The sequence below is a fragment of the Kineococcus sp. DHX-1 genome, assembly GCF_042473625.1.
GTDB lineage: Bacteria > Actinomycetota > Actinomycetes > Actinomycetales > Kineococcaceae > Kineococcus.
In genome coordinates this window covers 98400-114608 of the sequence record NZ_CP170445.1, presented here as the reverse complement: position 1 = coordinate 114608, position 16209 = coordinate 98400, and the positions used below count along the sequence as shown (strand labels likewise).

The window sequence follows — 16209 nt, the reverse complement described above, 5'->3', positions numbered from 1 at the left end:
TCAGAGCCACTTCTCGACGAGGTGGTCGGCCCGGATGTGCCGGATGGTGCCGGAGCGGGCCCGCAGCGCGATCGACTCCGTGCGGATGACGGGCCCGAGCCGGCGGACGCCGCCGACGAGGTTCCCGTCGGTCACGCCCGTCGCGACGAAGAACGTGTTGTCGCCCTTGACCAGTTCGTCGGCGGTGTAGACGTGGTCGAACTTCAACCCGGCGTCGGTGCCCTGCTGGCGCTCGTCGTCGGTCTTGGGGGCGAGCCGGGCCTGGATGAGCCCACCCAGGGCCTTGATGGCGCACGCCGTGGCGACGCCCTCGGGGCTGCCGCCGACACCGACGCACATGTCGAGACGACCCTCGTAGGAGGCCGCGTCGATGCCGCCGGCGACGTCGCCGTCGAGCAGGAGGCGCGTCCCGGCACCGGCCGCGCGGATGTCGGCGATGAGCTGCTCGTGGCGGGGGCGGTCCAGGACGCCGACGGAGATCTCCTCGACGTCCTTGCCCTTGGCCCTGGCCAGCGCCCGGATGTTCTCGCCGATGGGCTGACGGAGGTCGACGACACCGACGCCCTCGGGGCCGGTGACGATCTTCTCCATGTAGAACACCGTGTGGGCGTCGAGCATGGCGCCGCGGTCCGCCGCCGCGATCATCGAGATCGCGTTCCGCCGCCCGAGGGCGGTGAGCGAGGTCCCGTCGATGGGGTCGACGGCGATGTCGCAGGCCGGGCCGTTCCCGGTGCCGACCTCCTCGCCGTTGAACAGCATGGGCGCCTCGTCCTTCTCGCCCTCGCCGATGACCACGACGCCGGCGAAGTCGACGGTGCCGAGGAACTCGCGCATCGCGTCGACGGCGGCACCGTCCGCACCGTTCTTGTCCCCGCGACCGATGAACGGCGTGGCGCGGATCGCGGCGGCCTCCGTCGCCCGGACGAGTTCGAGGGCCAGGTTCCGGTCGGGCGTGGTGCGCAGGCTGCTCATGGCAACCATCATGCCCGTCCCGGCCCCCGGCCCGAACCGGTGATGCAGGACGACTCAGAAGCGGAAGCCCGCCACGAGGTCGCTGAGCCGCCCCGCCGCGCGGGACACCTCCTCCGCCGTCGCCGCGGTGTGCGCTGCGCTGTCGGTGGTCTGGCCGGCGGCGTGGGCGATGCCGGTGATGTTCGCGGCGATCTCCTGCGAGCCGGTCGAGACTTCCGTCACGTTGCGGACCATCTCGCTCGTCGTGGCCGACTGCTGCTCCACGGCCGCGGCGATGGTGGCCTGCAGCCCGTCGATCTGGGCGATGACGTCGGCGATCTGCGCGATGACCCCGGTGGCCGCCCCGGCGTCGGCCTGCGTGGCGTTCACCTTGGCGACGATCTCCTCGGTCGCCCGGGCGGTCTGCTGCGCGAGTTCCTTGACCTCCCCGGCCACGACGGCGAACCCCTTGCCGGCGTCCCCGGCGCGGGCGGCCTCGATGGTCGCGTTCAGGGCCAGCAGGTTCGTCTGCTCGGCGATGGAGGTGATGAGCTTGACGACGTCGCCGATCTCGCGGCTGGAGGCTCCGAGGCGCTCGATCGTCTCGCCGGCGTCCTGCGCGGCGGCCACGGCGGTCGCCGCGGTCTCCGACGCCTGCGCGGTCGACGTGGCGATCTCGCGGATGGCCGAGGTCATCTCCTCGCCCGCCGCGGCGACGGTGCCGATGTTCGCGCTGATCTCCTCGGTCGCGGCCGAGACGACCTGCGACTGCGAGGCGGATTCCGCAGCGCCGGAGGACAACTGCGACGCCACGCCGGTCAGCTGCCGGGAGGAGGAGGTGAGGTCGCCGGCGGTGGACGTGACGTCCCGCAGCAGCGTCGTCAGGGTGTCCATGGAGTCGTTGGTGGCCGCGGCCAGGCGGCCGACCTCGTCCCGGCCCGGGTTCGGGACGCGGCGGTCCAGCCGGCCCTGCGCGAGGCCCTCGACCACCTCGAGCGTCTGGGCCAGGGGACGGGAGATCGACCGCGCGATGGACAGCGCCAGCACGACGGCCAGGGCCACGGCGAGCGCCGCGACGACGAGGAGCGCGACGAGGTTGCGGTGGTAGTCCCGCCCGCCCTGGGCGGCCATGGCGGTCGCGGCGGCGGATTCCGCCGTGGTCAGCTCGATGAGGGCGGCCTTCGTCTGCTTCGCGGCGGGCGCGATGTTCTGGGCGCCGAAGGCGGCGGCGGCGGCCTGACCCGAGGAGGTGCCCAGGCTGATGAACTGCTGCACCGCAGCGCGGTACGCCGTCAGACCCGTCGTGTAGGCGGACTGCTGTGCGGCCGTGGCCGAGGGCGAGGTGCCCTGGTAGGTCGTCCACGCCTGGTCGAGCGCGGCCTGGTCGGCGTCGAGGGTGGACAGGGCCGCCTTGACGTCGGCGCCGGGCAGCGAGGCGCGCAGCAGGTCCTCGCGGACGGTGCCGAAGGACGTCTCCAGGTGGCCGGCGGCCGCGACGGAGGCGACGCCGGAGGCGGAGAGGTTGTCGAGGTTGTCCTGCGCGGCCCGCAGCCGCAGGGCGGCGAACCCGGTGGTGAACACCAGCAGCAGCACGACGACGCCGAACCCGGCGACGAGCTTCGTGGACACGCGCAGATCACGCAGACGAGCCGACATGGACTACCTCGAACCTCCCCAGGGGACCCCGCGCTTCGAGGACCCGCGGTTTCATCGACGCAACGGTCGGAACCCTGAACGTTTCACCGGTGGAGTGACGGGCGCCACGTCGGACGTCAGCCGCCCAGTGGGAAGCGGACGCCCGTCATCTCCTCGGACACCGTCCAGAGCCGGCGGGCCAGCTCCGGGTCCGCGGCGCGCCGGGAGCGGCCGATGAGCATCGCACCGCCGCGCATGTGCAGGGCGCGCTCCGGGCCGGTGAAGGCGCCCGGCGGCACGTCACCGGTGGCGGCGAGCAGGACGGGGAGCGCGCCCTCGTCGGGGCTCTGCGCGAGGTGGCGGACGGCGAACCGGGCGAGTCTGCCCCCACCCGTCGTCATGCCCGTGGCGACGTACCCCGGGTGGGCGGCGGTGGCCAGGACCGGGGAGCCGACGGCCGCCAACCGCCGCTGCAGTTCACCGGTGAAGAGCAGGGCCGCGAGCTTGGAGCCCGCGTAGGCCCGCGACTCCCGGTACGGCCCACGGTCGCCGCCCGGGTCGTCGGGGTCGAGCCGGGCGGCCCGTTCGGCCTGGGAGGAGAGGGAGACGACCCGGCCGGTCACGTGCGGCAGCAGCAGGTTCGTCAGGGCGAACGGCCCGAGGTGGTTCGTGCCGAACTGCAGCTCGAACCCGTCCACGGTCCGCTGCCGGTCCGGGACCGAGACGCCCGCGTTGTTGACGAGCAGGTCCAGCGGGTCGTCCCAGGCCCGCGCGAAGGCGCGCACCGAGGCGAGGTCGGCGAGGTCGAGGCGCCGGACCTCGACCCGGCCGGGCATCCCGGCCGCGGCCCGAGCCCCCTTCTCGAGGTCGCGGACGGCGAGGACGACCCGGGCACCGCGCGCGGCCAGGACCCGCGCCGTGGCCGCGCCGATGCCACCGCCGCCCCCGGTGACGATGGCGGTGCGGGTCGACAGGTCGGGCACCGCGGGGGCGTGGGAGCGAGGCATGTCGCCAGACTAGGCGGTGTCTACTTCCTAGGCAACGTCTACTTCCGTGTAGGTTTTCGGCGTGACCCGGCAGTCCTTCCACCACGGCAACCTCCGCGCGGTGCTGCTGGACGAGGCGGAGCGCACCCTGCGCGAGCACGGCGTCGACGAGCTGTCCCTGCGCGACCTGGCCCGGCGGGCCGGGGTCAGTCACGGAGCCCCGCGCAGCCACTTCGTCGACCGGCGGGCCCTGCTGGACGCCCTGGCCGAGCGGGGGTTCTCGCGGCTCACCGAGGACGTCGCCGCCGCCGGCGGCGCGTTCCCCGGCGACCTGCCCGCCCGCCTGCGCGCCGTCGCGACGACCTACGTGCAGTTCGCCGTCACCGACGCCGCCCTCATGGACCTCATGTTCTCGACGAAGACCGGTTCACCCACGACGGCGGCCGCGGCCGGTCGCCTGTTCGCGACCTTCGACGAGCTCTTCGACGCGGACTTCGAAGCCGGACGGTTCCGCAGCGTCGAGAAGGAACGGACGAAGCTCCTGTTCGTGGCGGCGCTGCAGGGGATCGCCGCCCTCGTCACGTCCCGACGGGTCACCGCGGACCGGGGGGAGGGCCTCGTCGAGGAGGCGGTCCGCCTGCTGGTGGTGGACGGCACGTGATCCACCGCCAGCGGCACGGCCACCCACCCGGCCCGCGGCCAGCAGGCCACGGCGCGCGGCGCGGATCGTCGAGGGATGCCGGACGGGTGCGTCCTCGGTCGGACGCTGTGTGACGTCCTGACACGTGATGAGACGTGGTGGGTGGTGGAACGCAACGCAACAGCTCGTGGGGTGCATCCCCCCGCCCCCGTGGGGAACACCCGGTCGTCCCGCGTCCTGTGCGCATCCCCTGGTCATCCACGACACGGCACTGGGGCCGTCACCGGGATCCCCGGGTGCGACGTGTCGTCAGGCCGGTCGCGCCCCCCGGGTCGACGTCTCGCTGCAGACGCGGTTCCGGCCCTCCTGCTTGGCGCGGTAGAGGAGCCGGTCGGCGCGTGCGTACAGGGCGTCGACGACGTCCGGCCCGGCTGAGTCCACGGCGGCCGGGTCCGCGTCGGGAACCGGTCCGACCGCGACCCCGGCGCTGACGGTCACGGGCGGCAGGCCGCCGTCGTCGGCGACCGCGGCCCGGAGCCGTTCGGCGAGGGCGGCCACCTCGTGCGGCCGCCGGCCCGGGACGAGCACGAAGAACTCCTCCCCGCCGATGCGGGCGAGCAGGTCCTCCGAGCGCACCGTGGCGGCGAGCACACCGGCCACGCGCAAGAGGACCTCGTCGCCGGCCCCGTGACCCAGGGAGTCGTTGACCCGCTTGAAGTGGTCGATGTCCAGCAGCACGGCGCCCAACGCCCCCGGGGGACGGACGGCCAGGGCCGTGCGGAGCCCTCGCCGGTTCAGGAGCCCGGTCAGGGGGTCGCGGGCGGCGAGGACGTCGGCCCGGTCTCGGGCGGCCACCGCGCGCGCCACCGCGGCGTCGAGCCGGGCCCGCAGCGCGAACAGGCCGGCGACCGTGAGGGCGAGCACCATGTCGACGGCCACGACCCGCGACGCACGCACCAGGGGGTCTCCCGGGAGGTCGACCACGAGACCGGTCGCGACGACGAGGGCCAGGGCGAGGTGCCCGAGCATCGAGCGGGCGCTGCAGAACATCGCGGCGTAGAGCGGACCGACGACGAGGGCGGTGACGGCCGTCTGGCGGAACGCCTCGTCCGCCACGCACGCCGTCAGGACGGCGATGAGCCCCGTCGCCCACACCGACCACCAACCCTGCGGCCGTCCGGTGCGGCGGTGCCGGACGACGGCCAGCAACGCCACGGGCTGCGCCAGGACCCCCGCGCCGAGCACGACGGGCCCGGCCCCCGGCCGCAGCACCTCGGGGACGACGAACACGACCGCGAGCGCCAGCACGAGCAGCGCGGGGGCGCACAGGACCATGAAGACCTGGCTGGCGCGCAGCGAGGGGACGGGGTCGTCGAGGGCCGCGGCGCCGAGCCCGCGGTCCGCGGCTGCTGCACGTCCCCCCACGGACACGTGATCGGCAGCGGGTGACACCGACACGAGGACGGGTGGCCCGGACAGCCCAGTGCGCCGCCCGTGCCACCGGTGGCTCAGGTGTCCCGCGTCACGCCGTGGAGCCGTTCGGCCTCCGGTCGGAGGGCAGGAGGAGGACCGTCCGACGCCCTCAGGCCAGGAGGGGACCGAGCGCCTCCGCGGTCCGGCGCACCCGGTCCGAGAACGTCTCCACCCTCGAGACGGAGGTGACCGGGGCGGTCGCCAGCAGCGCACCCACGACGTCCCGCGTCGACCCCCGCACGGCGACCGCGAAACCCTCGACGCCCGGCGAGGCCTCACCCCTCGCCTCGTCCTCGCCCTGCAGGACCGCCAGGACGAGGTCGCAGCGCGCGGGGTCGGTCGCGGGCGGGACGTCGGGATCGGCGTCGGCCAGGCGCGGGACCCCTCCCCGCGCGACGCAGAGGTGGACACCGGCCCGCACCCCGGACCGGAGCCGTTCGAGTTCCACGCGAGCGGCCGCCACGACGCGGACGGGGGCCGCCAGCTCGACGAGCCCCTGCACGCGCGCTCCGAGCGCGAACCCGGACAGGTCCGGCAGCCGCACGACGTGCTCCTCGGCCACGAGGAGGTTCAGCAACCGGTAGGCGGTCGCGCGCGGCAACCCCGTGACCTCCGCGAGCTCGGCTGCCGTCACCCCCGGCCCGGCCCGGGCGACGGCCTCCAGCAGGTCCAGGGCCGACGTCACGGCCTTCGGCTGGCGCCCGGTCAGATCGGCCACCGCGACCTCACCGGCCCGTCACGACAGCACGTCCTGCCGCCGCGTCTCGTCGTACAGACCGACACCCGCGACCAGCGCCGGACGACGCCACCGCAGGGCGAACGCCCGCACCACGGACAGGCCGACGAGGGCGGTCGCCGCCAGCACCCAGCCCCCACCCGCCGCGACGGACCACGCGATGCACGCGGCCAGGACGGCGACGAGCGACCCCGTGGCGACCACCGCGACGACGACCGGCCCCGCGGTCAGCTCGCCGATGCGGCCCAGGAACGCCGGGGCCGCGGCGCACACGAGCACGTACCCGCCGACGTAGCCGCACGTCCCGACGACCAGCAGCCCGCGCAGCACGTCCCCGGCCGGCGCACCGGCCAGCAGGACCGCGGCGGGGACGACGACGGCCACCACGCTCGCCACCACCACCGCGACGGCGGGCGTCCCGAACCGGCCGGTGACCCCCCAGGACCGAGGCACCACCCCCTCGCGTCCCATGGTGAAGAGCAACCGCACCAGGGCGGTGAGCGAGGCCGACGCGCAGCCCACGAACGACGTGAGGATGCCGACCTCGAGGACGGCGGCCAGCGACGGGCCGCTGAGCACCTCGACCGCCGCCGCCAGCGGAAGGGGTGCGACCCCCGCCCCGGGGGAGGCGGCGAAGACGACGGACTGCGCCCCGGCGGCCAGCACGTAGAGGACCCCGGAGACGATCGCCGTCCACCGCACCGCCCGGGGCACGACGGCCAGCGGCCGGCGGCTCTCCGTGGCGAGCGAGCCGGCGCTCTCGAACCCGACGAAGGCGGTGACGGCCAGCAGCAACCCCTGGCCGCCGGGCCCGAACGGGTGGCCTACCCCGCCCGCGAGGGTCGCGAGGTCGGACGCGCCGTCGCGGCCCACGGACACGGTGACGACCACGCCCAGCACGACGAGGACCACCGAGATCGAGAGCAGTTCCAGGGCCAGCCCGAGCCGTGCCGAGACGCCGGCACCTCGCACCGCGGCGCCCGCGACGAGGAGGCCCAGCGCGGCGAGGACCCCCACCTCGAGGCCAGTCCCGGCCGTACCCGGGGGGACCACCCGCTGCAGCAGCCCCGTCCCGGACGTGGCCGCACCGGTCAGGGCGCCCGCGACGAGGAACCCGTAGCCGACGACGAGGAACCCGCCCGCGACGGTGGCGGCGGTACCGCCCAGCCCCTTGGCCGTGAACGAGTAGAGCGATCCGGGGGCGACCATGCGGCGGGTGAACTGCCCGACGCAGGAACTCACGAGGAGGACGAGCACCGTGGCGACGAGGTAGGCCAGGGCGGACGGCGGCGCCCCGGCGAGGGAGAACGCCTGCCCGGGCGAGGTGGCCATCGCCGCCGCGGGCGCGGTCGCGGCGACGGACTGGGCCAGCACCTCCAGCGGCCCGAGCCGCCGGCGCCGCAGGCCGGCGACGGGGGACACCGAGCGCAGGGCGGGCACCGTCACCCGGCGAACGGTGCCGGGCCGGTGTTTCACGCGTGTTGCGCGGGGGTTTCGGCTCGTCGCCGCGGAACGGGACACCGTCGTGCGACCCTGTCCCGGTCGAGGAGATCGTCCGTCACACGGGAGCAACACGACGGAAACCGGACGGGAGCAGGATCGCTGGCGGGGCGGCGACCGGCCGCCCGGTCCCCTGCACGGAGGAGCGTCATGGCGTCCACCGCGAGCACCACGGAAGCACCGGCGCAAGCGCGCCGCCTGTCCGGCCGTCTCGGCGTCGGCTCGATCGTCTTCATGGTCGTGGCCGCCGCCGCGCCGCTGACGGTCGTCGGCGGGAGCGTTCCCCTCGGCATCACGATCGGCAACGGCGCGGGGTTCCCCGCGATGTACGCCGTGGGTTCGGTCGTCCTGTTCTTCTTCGCCGTGGGTTTCGTGGCCATGACGCGGTACGTCCCGAACGCCGGTGCGTTCTACACGTACATCGCCGCCGGGCTCGGCCGCCTGCACGGCCTGGGCGGTTCCTTCCTGGCCCTGCTGACGTACCAGACGATCCAGGCCGCGGTGTACGGCTACCTGGGCGCCGCGCTCGGCGGGGTCGTGTCCGACGACCTCGGCGGGCCGGACCTGCCGTGGTGGGTGTGGACGGGCCTGGCCATCGCCGTCGTCGGGTTCCTCGGCTACCGCCACATCGACCTGTCCAGCAAGGTCCTGGGGGTCCTGCTGATCGCCGAGATCGGCATCGTGCTCGTCGTCGACGCGGGGGTGGTGCTGTCCGGCGGTGGCCCCGAGGGTTTCTCCACGGCCTCGCTCACGCCCTCGGGCATCGCCTCCGGGGCGCCCGGCATCGGCCTGATGTTCGCCCTGGCCGGGTTCATCGGTTTCGAGTGCACCGCGGTGTTCCGCGACGAGGCGCGCGACCCGGACCGGACGATCCCGCGCGCGACCTACGCCTCGCTCGCCGTGATCGGCGTCTTCTACACCCTCTCGGCCTGGGCGGTCGTCTCGGCCTGGGGCGACACCGGGGCCGTCACCGAGGCCGCGGCCGACCCCGAGGGCATGGTCGTGCAGACCGCCTCGGACTTCGTCGGCGTGGCGGCCGGGGACGTCGTCCAGGCGCTGCTGCTGACCAGCCTGTTCGCCTGCGTCCTGTCCTTCCACAACGTCGTCAACCGGTACGTGTTCTCGATGGCGAACACCGGCGTGCTCCCCCGGTTCTGGGGCCGTTCGCACGCGCGGCACCACTCCCCGCACACCGCGTCGCTGCTGCAGACGGGCGCCTCGGTCGTCCTCGTCGTCGCCTTCGTCGCGGCCGGGCTCGACCCGGTCCTGCAGGTCTACACCTGGATGTCGGGCATCGCGACGCTCGGGTTCATCCTCCTCATGCTGCTGACCTGCATCGCGGTGCTGGTGTTCTTCGCCCGCACCCGTGTCGACGCGCGCCTGTGGAACACGAAGGTCGCGCCCGTCATCGGCGTCGTCGGACTGCTGGTGGCCGCGTACCTGACGGCCGCGAACTTCGGTCTGCTCGTCGGCGGTTGGACCGTCGGAGCGGTCTTCCTCGTCCTCATCGTCGCCTCCTACCTCGTCGGGCCGCTGGTCGGCGTCCTGAAGCCCAGCGCGGACCCGCTGGCCGTGGCCGCCTTCGAGGCGCAGCTCGACGCCGCCGAACCGGCCGTCCCGCACCAGATCCGCTCCACCCCGCACACCGCACCGAACAGCGAGGACCCCGCATGAGCCTGCTCGAGACGCCCACCACCGACCTGCTCGTCACCACGGGCCCCACGCACCCCCTCGACCGCCTCACCGCGGCCGAGGTCGACGCGGCGCGAGAACTCCTGGGACCCACGCTCACCCCCACGACGCGGTTCGCCTACCTCGGGCTGCTGGAACCCCCGAAGGCCGCCGTGCTCGCCTTCACCCCCGGTGACCCGGTCGAGCGCACCGTCCGCGCGCTGCTGCTGGACACCGCCACGGGCGTCGGCCGCGACGTGCGGCTGTCCCTCTCGCAGGGCGAGGTCGTCTCCGACCGCACGGTCGAGGGGGCCGTCGAGGGGCACCTGCCGATCCTGGAGGAGGAGTTCGCGGCGATCGACCCGATCCTGCGCGCCGACCAGCGGTGGGTCGAGGCGCTGGCCGCGCGGGGACTGGACCCCGCGGACGTCGTGACGGTCCCGCTGTCCGCCGGCCACTACGACGACATCCCCGCCACGGACCCCGGCGCCGCGCGCATCCTGCGCGTCTTCGCCTTCGCCCAGCCCGACCCGTCGTCGCTGCCGTGGGCACACCCCGTCGACGGGGTCGTCGCCTACGTCGACCTGTCCGCCGGCCGCGTCCTGCACGTCCTGGACCACCAGCGGTTCGAGATCCCCCGCCAGAGCGGGAACTGGGACGAGGCGCCGCACGCGCAGGCCGAACGGACCGACCTCAAGCCCATCGTCATCACCCAGCCCGAGGGCACGAGCTTCTCCGTGGACGGCGACGTGATCAGCTGGCAGGGCTGGAAGGTCCGCGTCGGCTTCGACGCGCGCGAGGGCCTGACGCTGCACCAGCTCTCGGTGGCCGACCACACCGGACCGGACCCGAGCGTGCAGCGCGACGTCGTCTACCGCGCCTCCATCGCCGAGATGGTCGTCCCCTACGCCGACCCCTCCCCCGTGCGGTTCTGGCAGAACTACTTCGACACCGGCGAGTACCTGTTCGGCCGGTTCGTGAACTCCCTGGCGCTGGGGTGCGACTGCCTCGGGGAGATCCACTACTTCGACGCGGTCCTGGCCGACGAGACCGGTCACCCCAAGACCGTGCAGAACGCGATCTGCCTGCACGAGGAGGACTACGGGGTGCTGTGGAAGCACTCCGACATGTTCAACGGCATGGACGAGACGCGCCGCCAGCGCCGCCTCGTCATCTCGTTCTTCACCACGATCGGGAACTACGACTACGGGTTCTACTGGTACCTCTACCTCGACGGGACCATCGAGCTGGAGGCCAAGGCCACCGGGGTCGTCTTCACGGCGGCCTACCCCGAGGGCGGTCTGGAGTTCTCCACCGAGATCGCCCCGGGCCTGGCGGCGCCGTTCCACCAGCACCTGTTCTCGGCGCGACTGGACATGATGGTCGACGGGCTGAGCAACGCGGTCGAGGAGGTCGACGCCGTCCGTGTCCCGCGGGGTGAGGGCAACGCGTGGGGCAACGCCTTCGGTCGCCGCGCCACCCGGCTGACGAGCGAAGCCGTCGCCCAGCGGGAGGCGAACGGGGCCGCGGGGCGCGTCTGGCACGTGCTGAACACCGAGAAGACGAACGCCCTCGGGCAGCCCACGGGGTACGCGCTGCACCCCGAGCACCAGCCGCTGCTGCTGGCCGACGACACGTCGGTGGTGCACGACCGGGCGACGTTCGGGACGAAGCACCTGTGGGTGACGCAGTACGACAGCGAGGAGCGCTACCCCGCGGGGGACTTCGTCAACCAGAACCCCGGCGGCGCCGGGTTGCCGGCGTTCGTCGAGGGCGACCGCGACCTCGACGGCCAGGACCTCGTCCTGTGGCACACGTTCGGTCTGACCCACTTCCCGCGTCCGGAGGACTGGCCGGTCATGCCCGTGGACTACGCGGGGTTCACCCTCAAGCCCGTCGGGTTCTTCGACCGCAACCCCGCACTGGGCGTGCCCGTGGCGCGGAACAGCCACGACGCTCCGGCGGGTGGGTGCTGCGGCGCGTGAGCAGGGTCCGCACCGCGACGTCCCGGGACCTGCGGGTCTCCCGGGGCGTCGCGGTGGCCGGGGCGGCCGCCGCCGTCCTGCACGTGCCGCTCGCCGTCGCGCACGCCGGATCGTCGCTGCCGCTGGCGGGGGTGCTGCTCGTGATGTCGCTGGTCTGCCTGCCGTGCGCGGGTCACCTGTGGCGGGCACCGTCGCCGCGGACCTGGACGACGGTGGCCGCCGTGGGCGGTGCGGTGCTCCTGGTCCACGCGGCGCTGCTGGCCACGCCGGCCACCGCGTCGCCGGGCCTGGTCGCCCCGGCCGGCCACGCGACCCACGCCACGGCGCTCGGACTCCCGGGCCCGTCCGGCGACGTCGCGCTCGCCGCGGTCTCGCTCCTCACGCTCGCCCAGGTCGTCGGCTGCTTGGCGCTGCTCCTGCGCCGGGAGGCTCAGTCGACGGTGAGGTAGAAGAAGTCCCGCTGGTCGGGGGCGAGGTAGCGGTCCGCCTCCCGCGTCATGTCCGGCAGCAGCTTCGCCGGTTCGACCGGTTCCTTCGACCCCGCCGGTGCGGGAACCCAGCTCGAGAACGACACCATGCCGCTGTGCATGTCGAGTTCCATGCCGCGGACCGCTCCGGCCTCGACGAGGGCGTCGGCGAGGTGCACGAGGTCGAACCCGTTCCCCGCCACGTAGACGAGGTCACCGGCGGCGTCGACGCCCAGCCCCGAGCGCCACGTGTACTGGCCCTGGTTGTGGGCCGTCCCCCACCGGCCGGACCCGTTGGCGGCCAGACCCGGCACGGGGGCCCCGTCGTCGACGACGAGGTGCAGGTTCTGGCGGGCCTCGGTCGTCCCGGCGCCGAGGGAGACCTCGGACCCCAACGCCCCCACCTGCAGCGCACCCGAACCGCTGATGGTGGCCGTGGCCAGACCGTCGACGAGGGGACGGCTGGACCGCCCGTCCTCGAAGAAGCCGCCCGGGGTGTCGTGGAACTTGAAGCCCGCGTTGAAGGTCGCCAGGAGGTTCGGCACGTCGCCCGGCGCGACCCGCGCGTCCCCCGGCCATGAGCCCGTGTCCGGTTCCTTCGTCCCCGCGACGAGGTGCGCCCGGTAGCTGCCGGCGCGGATCCACGCAGCCGCGGCGACGACCCCGGGGTCGGCGGCGTCCGGCCGGAACCACGTCGTGTAGAGCGCGGGGAGCCCGTCGGACCCCACCCGTCCCGCGGTCCAGCGCCCCTCGGCGGTCGACTCCGTGACCGCCCCCCGGACGACGGGAGGCGCACCCGGGGCCCCGGCCGGCACCTCCGGACCCCGGACGGCGGGGACCGCTCCGTGCGGGACGTGGCGGGAGAACCACCAGTTCTCGGCGAGGTCGACGAGGTGTGCGCCGCCGTGGTCGCGGACCCACTCCACCGCCCGCACGGAGGCCGGTGCGGCGCCGGGAGCGACCATCGCCCGTCCGAAGGAGACCCCCGGGACGGCCAGGACGCAGACCACGCCCAGAGCGACCCAGCGCCCGCGCCGCCGCCGTCGGGGGACGGGCGGGGCGTCGAGCGCCGAGGGTTCCTGCAGTTGGGTCACGTCTCCAGGGCACCAGGTCCGGCTGGGGACCGGCTGGACCGCGGGTGGGTGCGCGCCGATCAGACCGCGGACAACGTCCCGGTCCCCAGCAGCGCCAGGAGCACCACACCGAGCCCGACGCGGTACCCGGCGAAGACGCTGATCCGGTGGTGGGCCACGAACCGCAGCAGCCACGCGATCGAGGCGTAGGCGACGACGAGGCTCACGAGGGTGCCGACGGCGGTGGCGCCCCAGCCGACCGTGCGGGACACGTCGTTCCCCGCCGAGACCCCCTCGTACAGGCCGGCGGCGGTCAGCGCGGGGATCGACATGAAGAACGACAACCGCGTCGCGGTGACGCGGTCGAGGCCGCGGAACAACCCGGCGCTGATGGTCGCCCCGGAACGGGACACGCCCGGCACGAGCGAGAGGCACTGCACGACACCGATGGTGAGCGCGTCCTTGAGCGTGACGGTCCCCTCCCCGCGCTGGTCCGCCCGCCGGGCGGCGTACGTCTCCGCGGCCACCATGACGGCGCTCCACCCGATGAGCGCGAACGCCACGACCCACAGCGAGCGCAGCGGGCCGGCCACGAGGTCCTTGGCGAGGAACCCGACCAGGCCCACCGGCACCGACCCGACGACGACGCACCAGGCGAGGCGGTAGTCCGTCCCCCGTTCGGCGGAGTTCCGCAGGCCGCCCACCCACGCCAGGAAGAGCCGGGCGATGTCGCGGCGGAAGAACCCGATGACGGCGATGATCGCCCCGAACTGGATGATCGCGGTGAAGGCGGTGGTGCCGGCGTCGTCGACGCGCAGGCCCAGCAGCTTCTCGACGATGGTGAGGTGCCCGGTGCTGGAGACCGGGAGGAACTCGGTGAGCCCCTCCACGATGCCGAGCACGACGGCCTGCCACAACTGCACGTGTTTCCCCGTTCCTTCCGGTGGACGTCTCAGGAGTTCCGCGGTGACCGGGCGCGCCGGCGACGGGCGAGCAGGACCGCGAGCGCCGCACCGACCACGACCGCCACGACGACGGCGCTGCCCTGCCCCAGGGTGTGCGCGGCCCTCGCGTAGGACGTCCCCGCCGTCCAGCCGACGAGGACGGCCGCCGCCGACCACACCAGTCCCCCGACGACGTTCCACAGCGCGAAGCGGCGGTACGGCATCCGCGAGGCGCCCGCGAGCGCCGGTGTCACCGCCCGCAGGAACGCGGTGAAGCGGCCGAGGAACACCGCGACGCCGCCGCGGTCGCGGACGAGCCGGCGCCCCCGGTCCAACGCTGCCGCGTGCCGGCGCAGGGGCCGGACGGACAGGAGGCGGTCGCCGTAGCGCCGGCCCACGAGGTACCCGACGGAGTCGCCCGCCACGGCCGCGGCGGCCACCACGAGCAGGGTCGTGGTGAGCGGGGCGCGCCCGAGGCTGGCGGCCGCGCCGGCGACGACGGCCGCGGTCTCCCCCGGGACGACGAACCCGACGAACAGCGCGTCCTCGACGAAGACGAGCGCGCCGACCGCGGCCAGCAACCAGCCGCCCGGCACCCCGAGGAGGGCCGAGAGGAACTCGTGCACAGCGGAACCCACGCGGACACTGTGGCAGTCGGTGGCTGAACGTCAGCTGAACCGGCGTGCCGGTCCGGTGGAGGGTCGATGCTGGGCGGGTGCGGAACGGGAACCTCGAACGGGTGCGCGACCGGGTGGTGGCCCGGTGGCGCGGTGCGGGCGTCCAGGTGAGGTCGACGGTGGCCGCGGTGCTGGTGCAGGCGCTCGTCGTCCTGGCCGCCGGTGGGCTGCTGCTGCTCCTGCTGCGCGACGACCTGCGCCAGTCGCTGGAGGCGTCGAACCTCGCCACGGCGCAGTCCGTCCAGGCGCTGGCGCAGGTGGACCGCGAGGACCTGCAGGCGGCGATCGACGCGGCGGCGCGCCGACGGGCCGCGGTGCAGCTCTTGGACGCCGACGGGAACGTGGTCGCCTCCAGCGCGGACCTGCGGGGCGCCGCACCGCTGCTGGACCCGGCGACGGTGCCGACCGGGACGGACCACGAGAAGGTCCGGCTGCCGTTCGACGACGACGCCTACCTCGTGACGAGCCTGTCGGGGCACGTCGACGGCGAACGGTCCACGGTGTTCGTGGCGCAGTCCCTCGGCACCGGGGAGGACACGCTGCACGCCGCGGCCGCCGGGCTGGCCGTCGCGGGTCCGCTGCTGCTGCTCGCGGTGGGGTTCGCGACGTACGTGTTCGTGGGGCGCGCGCTGCGCCCGGTCACGCGGATCCGCCGGACGGTGGAGGGCATCAGCCACCGCGACCTGTCCGAGCGGGTGCCGCGGCCCCCCGGGCAGGACGAGGTGGCCCGGCTCGCGACGACGATGAACGCGATGCTCGACCGGCTGGAGGGCGGGGAGGCCGTCCGGCGGCAGTTCGTCTCCGACGCCAGCCACGAACTGCGCAGTCCCGTCGCGACGCTGCGGGCGGCGGCCGACATCGCGCTCACGCAACCGGAACGCGCCGACCCGGCCGACCTCGCGCGGCTCGTCCGGGGGGAGGCGCAGCGCCTGGACCGGCTGGTGTCGGACCTGCTCCTGCTGGCCCGGCTCGACGAGCGCGGCCGGGCGGGGACCCTCGCGGAGCCGGAACGGGAGGAGGTCGACCTCGACGACCTCGTCACCGACGAGCACCGTCGGCTGCGCGGGACGACGGGCCTGGACGTGGCCCTGCACCGGGAACCGGCGCGGGTCCTCGGGGACGCCTCGGCGCTGGCGCGGGTGCTGCGCAACCTCGTCGACAACGCGGTCCGCCACGCCCGCTCGTCGGTCGCGGTCGAATTGCGCCGCAACGGGTCCCAGGCGGTCCTCGTCGTGACGAACGACGGCGCCCCGGTGCCCGTCGCCGACCGGGAACGGATCTTCGACCGGTTCGTGCGGCTCGACGAGAGCCGCACGCGGGACGCGGGCGGCAGCGGGCTGGGGCTGGCCGTCGTCCGCGACGTCGTCACGGCGCACGGGGGGACCGTGCGCGTCGAGGACCCCGAGGGCGGGGCGCCAGGGACGAGCTTCCGGGTGGAGCTGCCCCTGGCTCCCCTGCCCTCGGACTGAGG

Annotated in this window: 14 protein-coding genes; 5 read left to right on the top strand and 9 right to left on the bottom strand. The window is 74.5% G+C overall.

Translation table 11 applies throughout. From position 1 onward, the window contains the following. From glpX to ACFEMC_RS00445, 3 genes are all read right to left on the bottom strand, one after another. On the bottom strand, nucleotides 1-972 hold the full coding sequence (gene glpX, locus ACFEMC_RS00455; RefSeq protein ID WP_380172537.1) for a class II fructose-bisphosphatase: 972 nt from the start codon (nucleotides 970-972) through the stop codon (nucleotides 1-3). 54 nt (nucleotides 973-1026) lie between these two features. Further along, the gene (locus ACFEMC_RS00450; protein WP_380172535.1) at nucleotides 1027-2580 is read right to left on the bottom strand and encodes a methyl-accepting chemotaxis protein; all 1554 of its coding nucleotides are present in this window, start codon (nucleotides 2578-2580) and stop codon (nucleotides 1027-1029) included. Between the two features lie 143 nt (nucleotides 2581-2723). Beyond that, complete coding sequence (locus ACFEMC_RS00445; RefSeq protein WP_380172532.1) at nucleotides 2724-3593, bottom strand: oxidoreductase; 870 nt, start codon at nucleotides 3591-3593, stop codon at nucleotides 2724-2726. Between the two features lie 61 nt (nucleotides 3594-3654). Here ACFEMC_RS00445 and ACFEMC_RS00440 point away from each other — a divergent pair, with 61 nt between their 5' ends. Beyond that, the gene (locus ACFEMC_RS00440) at nucleotides 3655-4233 is read left to right on the top strand and encodes a TetR/AcrR family transcriptional regulator (RefSeq protein WP_380172530.1); all 579 of its coding nucleotides are present in this window, start codon (nucleotides 3655-3657) and stop codon (nucleotides 4231-4233) included. Between the two features lie 288 nt (nucleotides 4234-4521). Here the strand turns inward: ACFEMC_RS00440 and ACFEMC_RS00435 are convergent, their stop codons facing one another. The 3 genes from ACFEMC_RS00435 to ACFEMC_RS00425 form a co-directional block, all read right to left on the bottom strand. Further along, nucleotides 4522-5637: a diguanylate cyclase gene (locus ACFEMC_RS00435; RefSeq protein WP_380172527.1), complete on the bottom strand. Its 1116-nt coding sequence runs from the start codon at nucleotides 5635-5637 to the stop codon at nucleotides 4522-4524. Between the two features lie 157 nt (nucleotides 5638-5794). Beyond that, entirely contained in the window at nucleotides 5795-6403 is a 609-nt protein-coding gene (locus tag ACFEMC_RS00430) for a helix-turn-helix domain-containing protein (protein WP_380172525.1), read from the bottom strand. An 18-nt stretch (nucleotides 6404-6421) separates the two neighbouring features. Then, nucleotides 6422-7867, bottom strand: coding sequence for an APC family permease (locus ACFEMC_RS00425; protein ID WP_380172523.1), 1446 nt, complete (start codon nucleotides 7865-7867; stop codon nucleotides 6422-6424). A 204-nt stretch (nucleotides 7868-8071) separates the two neighbouring features. Between ACFEMC_RS00425 and ACFEMC_RS00420 the strand changes: the two genes are divergently transcribed. The 3 genes from ACFEMC_RS00420 to ACFEMC_RS00410 are packed head-to-tail and all read left to right on the top strand — an operon-like array spanning nucleotide 8072 to nucleotide 12026. Further along, nucleotides 8072-9595: an APC family permease gene (locus tag ACFEMC_RS00420; protein WP_380172521.1), complete on the top strand. Its 1524-nt coding sequence runs from the start codon at nucleotides 8072-8074 to the stop codon at nucleotides 9593-9595. Continuing rightward, on the top strand, nucleotides 9592-11577 hold the full coding sequence (locus tag ACFEMC_RS00415) for a primary-amine oxidase (RefSeq protein WP_380172519.1): 1986 nt from the start codon (nucleotides 9592-9594) through the stop codon (nucleotides 11575-11577). The genes ACFEMC_RS00420 and ACFEMC_RS00415 overlap by 4 nt, the downstream gene beginning before the upstream one ends. Further along, nucleotides 11574-12026 (top strand): hypothetical protein, encoded by a 453-nt coding sequence (locus tag ACFEMC_RS00410; protein ID WP_380172517.1) that lies wholly within the window; start codon nucleotides 11574-11576, stop codon nucleotides 12024-12026. The genes ACFEMC_RS00415 and ACFEMC_RS00410 overlap by 4 nt, the downstream gene beginning before the upstream one ends. On the opposite strand, the gene ACFEMC_RS00405 is transcribed toward ACFEMC_RS00410, so the two are convergent. From ACFEMC_RS00405 to ACFEMC_RS00395, 3 genes are read right to left on the bottom strand one after another with little or no spacing between them, the layout of a single operon-like run. Continuing rightward, complete coding sequence (locus ACFEMC_RS00405; RefSeq protein ID WP_380172515.1) at nucleotides 12008-13138, bottom strand: hypothetical protein; 1131 nt, start codon at nucleotides 13136-13138, stop codon at nucleotides 12008-12010. The two genes, ACFEMC_RS00410 and ACFEMC_RS00405, sit on opposite strands and share 19 nt — an antisense overlap. Nucleotides 13139-13197: 59 nt before the next feature. After that, nucleotides 13198-14040 (bottom strand): undecaprenyl-diphosphate phosphatase, encoded by an 843-nt coding sequence (locus tag ACFEMC_RS00400; protein WP_380172513.1) that lies wholly within the window; start codon nucleotides 14038-14040, stop codon nucleotides 13198-13200. Between the two features lie 29 nt (nucleotides 14041-14069). After that, nucleotides 14070-14699 carry a DedA family protein gene (locus ACFEMC_RS00395; RefSeq protein WP_380172511.1) on the bottom strand — a complete coding sequence of 210 codons (630 nt, stop codon included), beginning with the start codon at nucleotides 14697-14699 and terminating at the stop codon, nucleotides 14070-14072. A gap of 77 nt (nucleotides 14700-14776) precedes the next feature. Here ACFEMC_RS00395 and ACFEMC_RS00390 point away from each other — a divergent pair, with 77 nt between their 5' ends. Further along, nucleotides 14777-16207, top strand: a complete 1431-nt coding sequence (locus tag ACFEMC_RS00390) for a sensor histidine kinase (protein ID WP_380172509.1) — start codon at nucleotides 14777-14779, stop codon at nucleotides 16205-16207. The last annotated feature ends 2 nt before the right edge of the window (nucleotides 16208-16209 follow it).

Bases quoted from the DNA above. Each gene is read 5' to 3' on its own strand.
- glpX (WP_380172537.1), bottom strand. From the start codon at position 972: ATGAGCAGCCTGCGCACCACGCCCGACCGGAACCTGGCCCTCGAACTC.
- ACFEMC_RS00445 (WP_380172532.1), bottom strand. From the start codon at position 3,593: ATGCCTCGCTCCCACGCCCCCGCGGTGCCCGACCTGTCGACCCGCACC.
- ACFEMC_RS00420 (WP_380172521.1), top strand. From the start codon at position 8,072: ATGGCGTCCACCGCGAGCACCACGGAAGCACCGGCGCAAGCGCGCCGC.
- ACFEMC_RS00415 (WP_380172519.1), top strand. From the start codon at position 9,592: ATGAGCCTGCTCGAGACGCCCACCACCGACCTGCTCGTCACCACGGGC.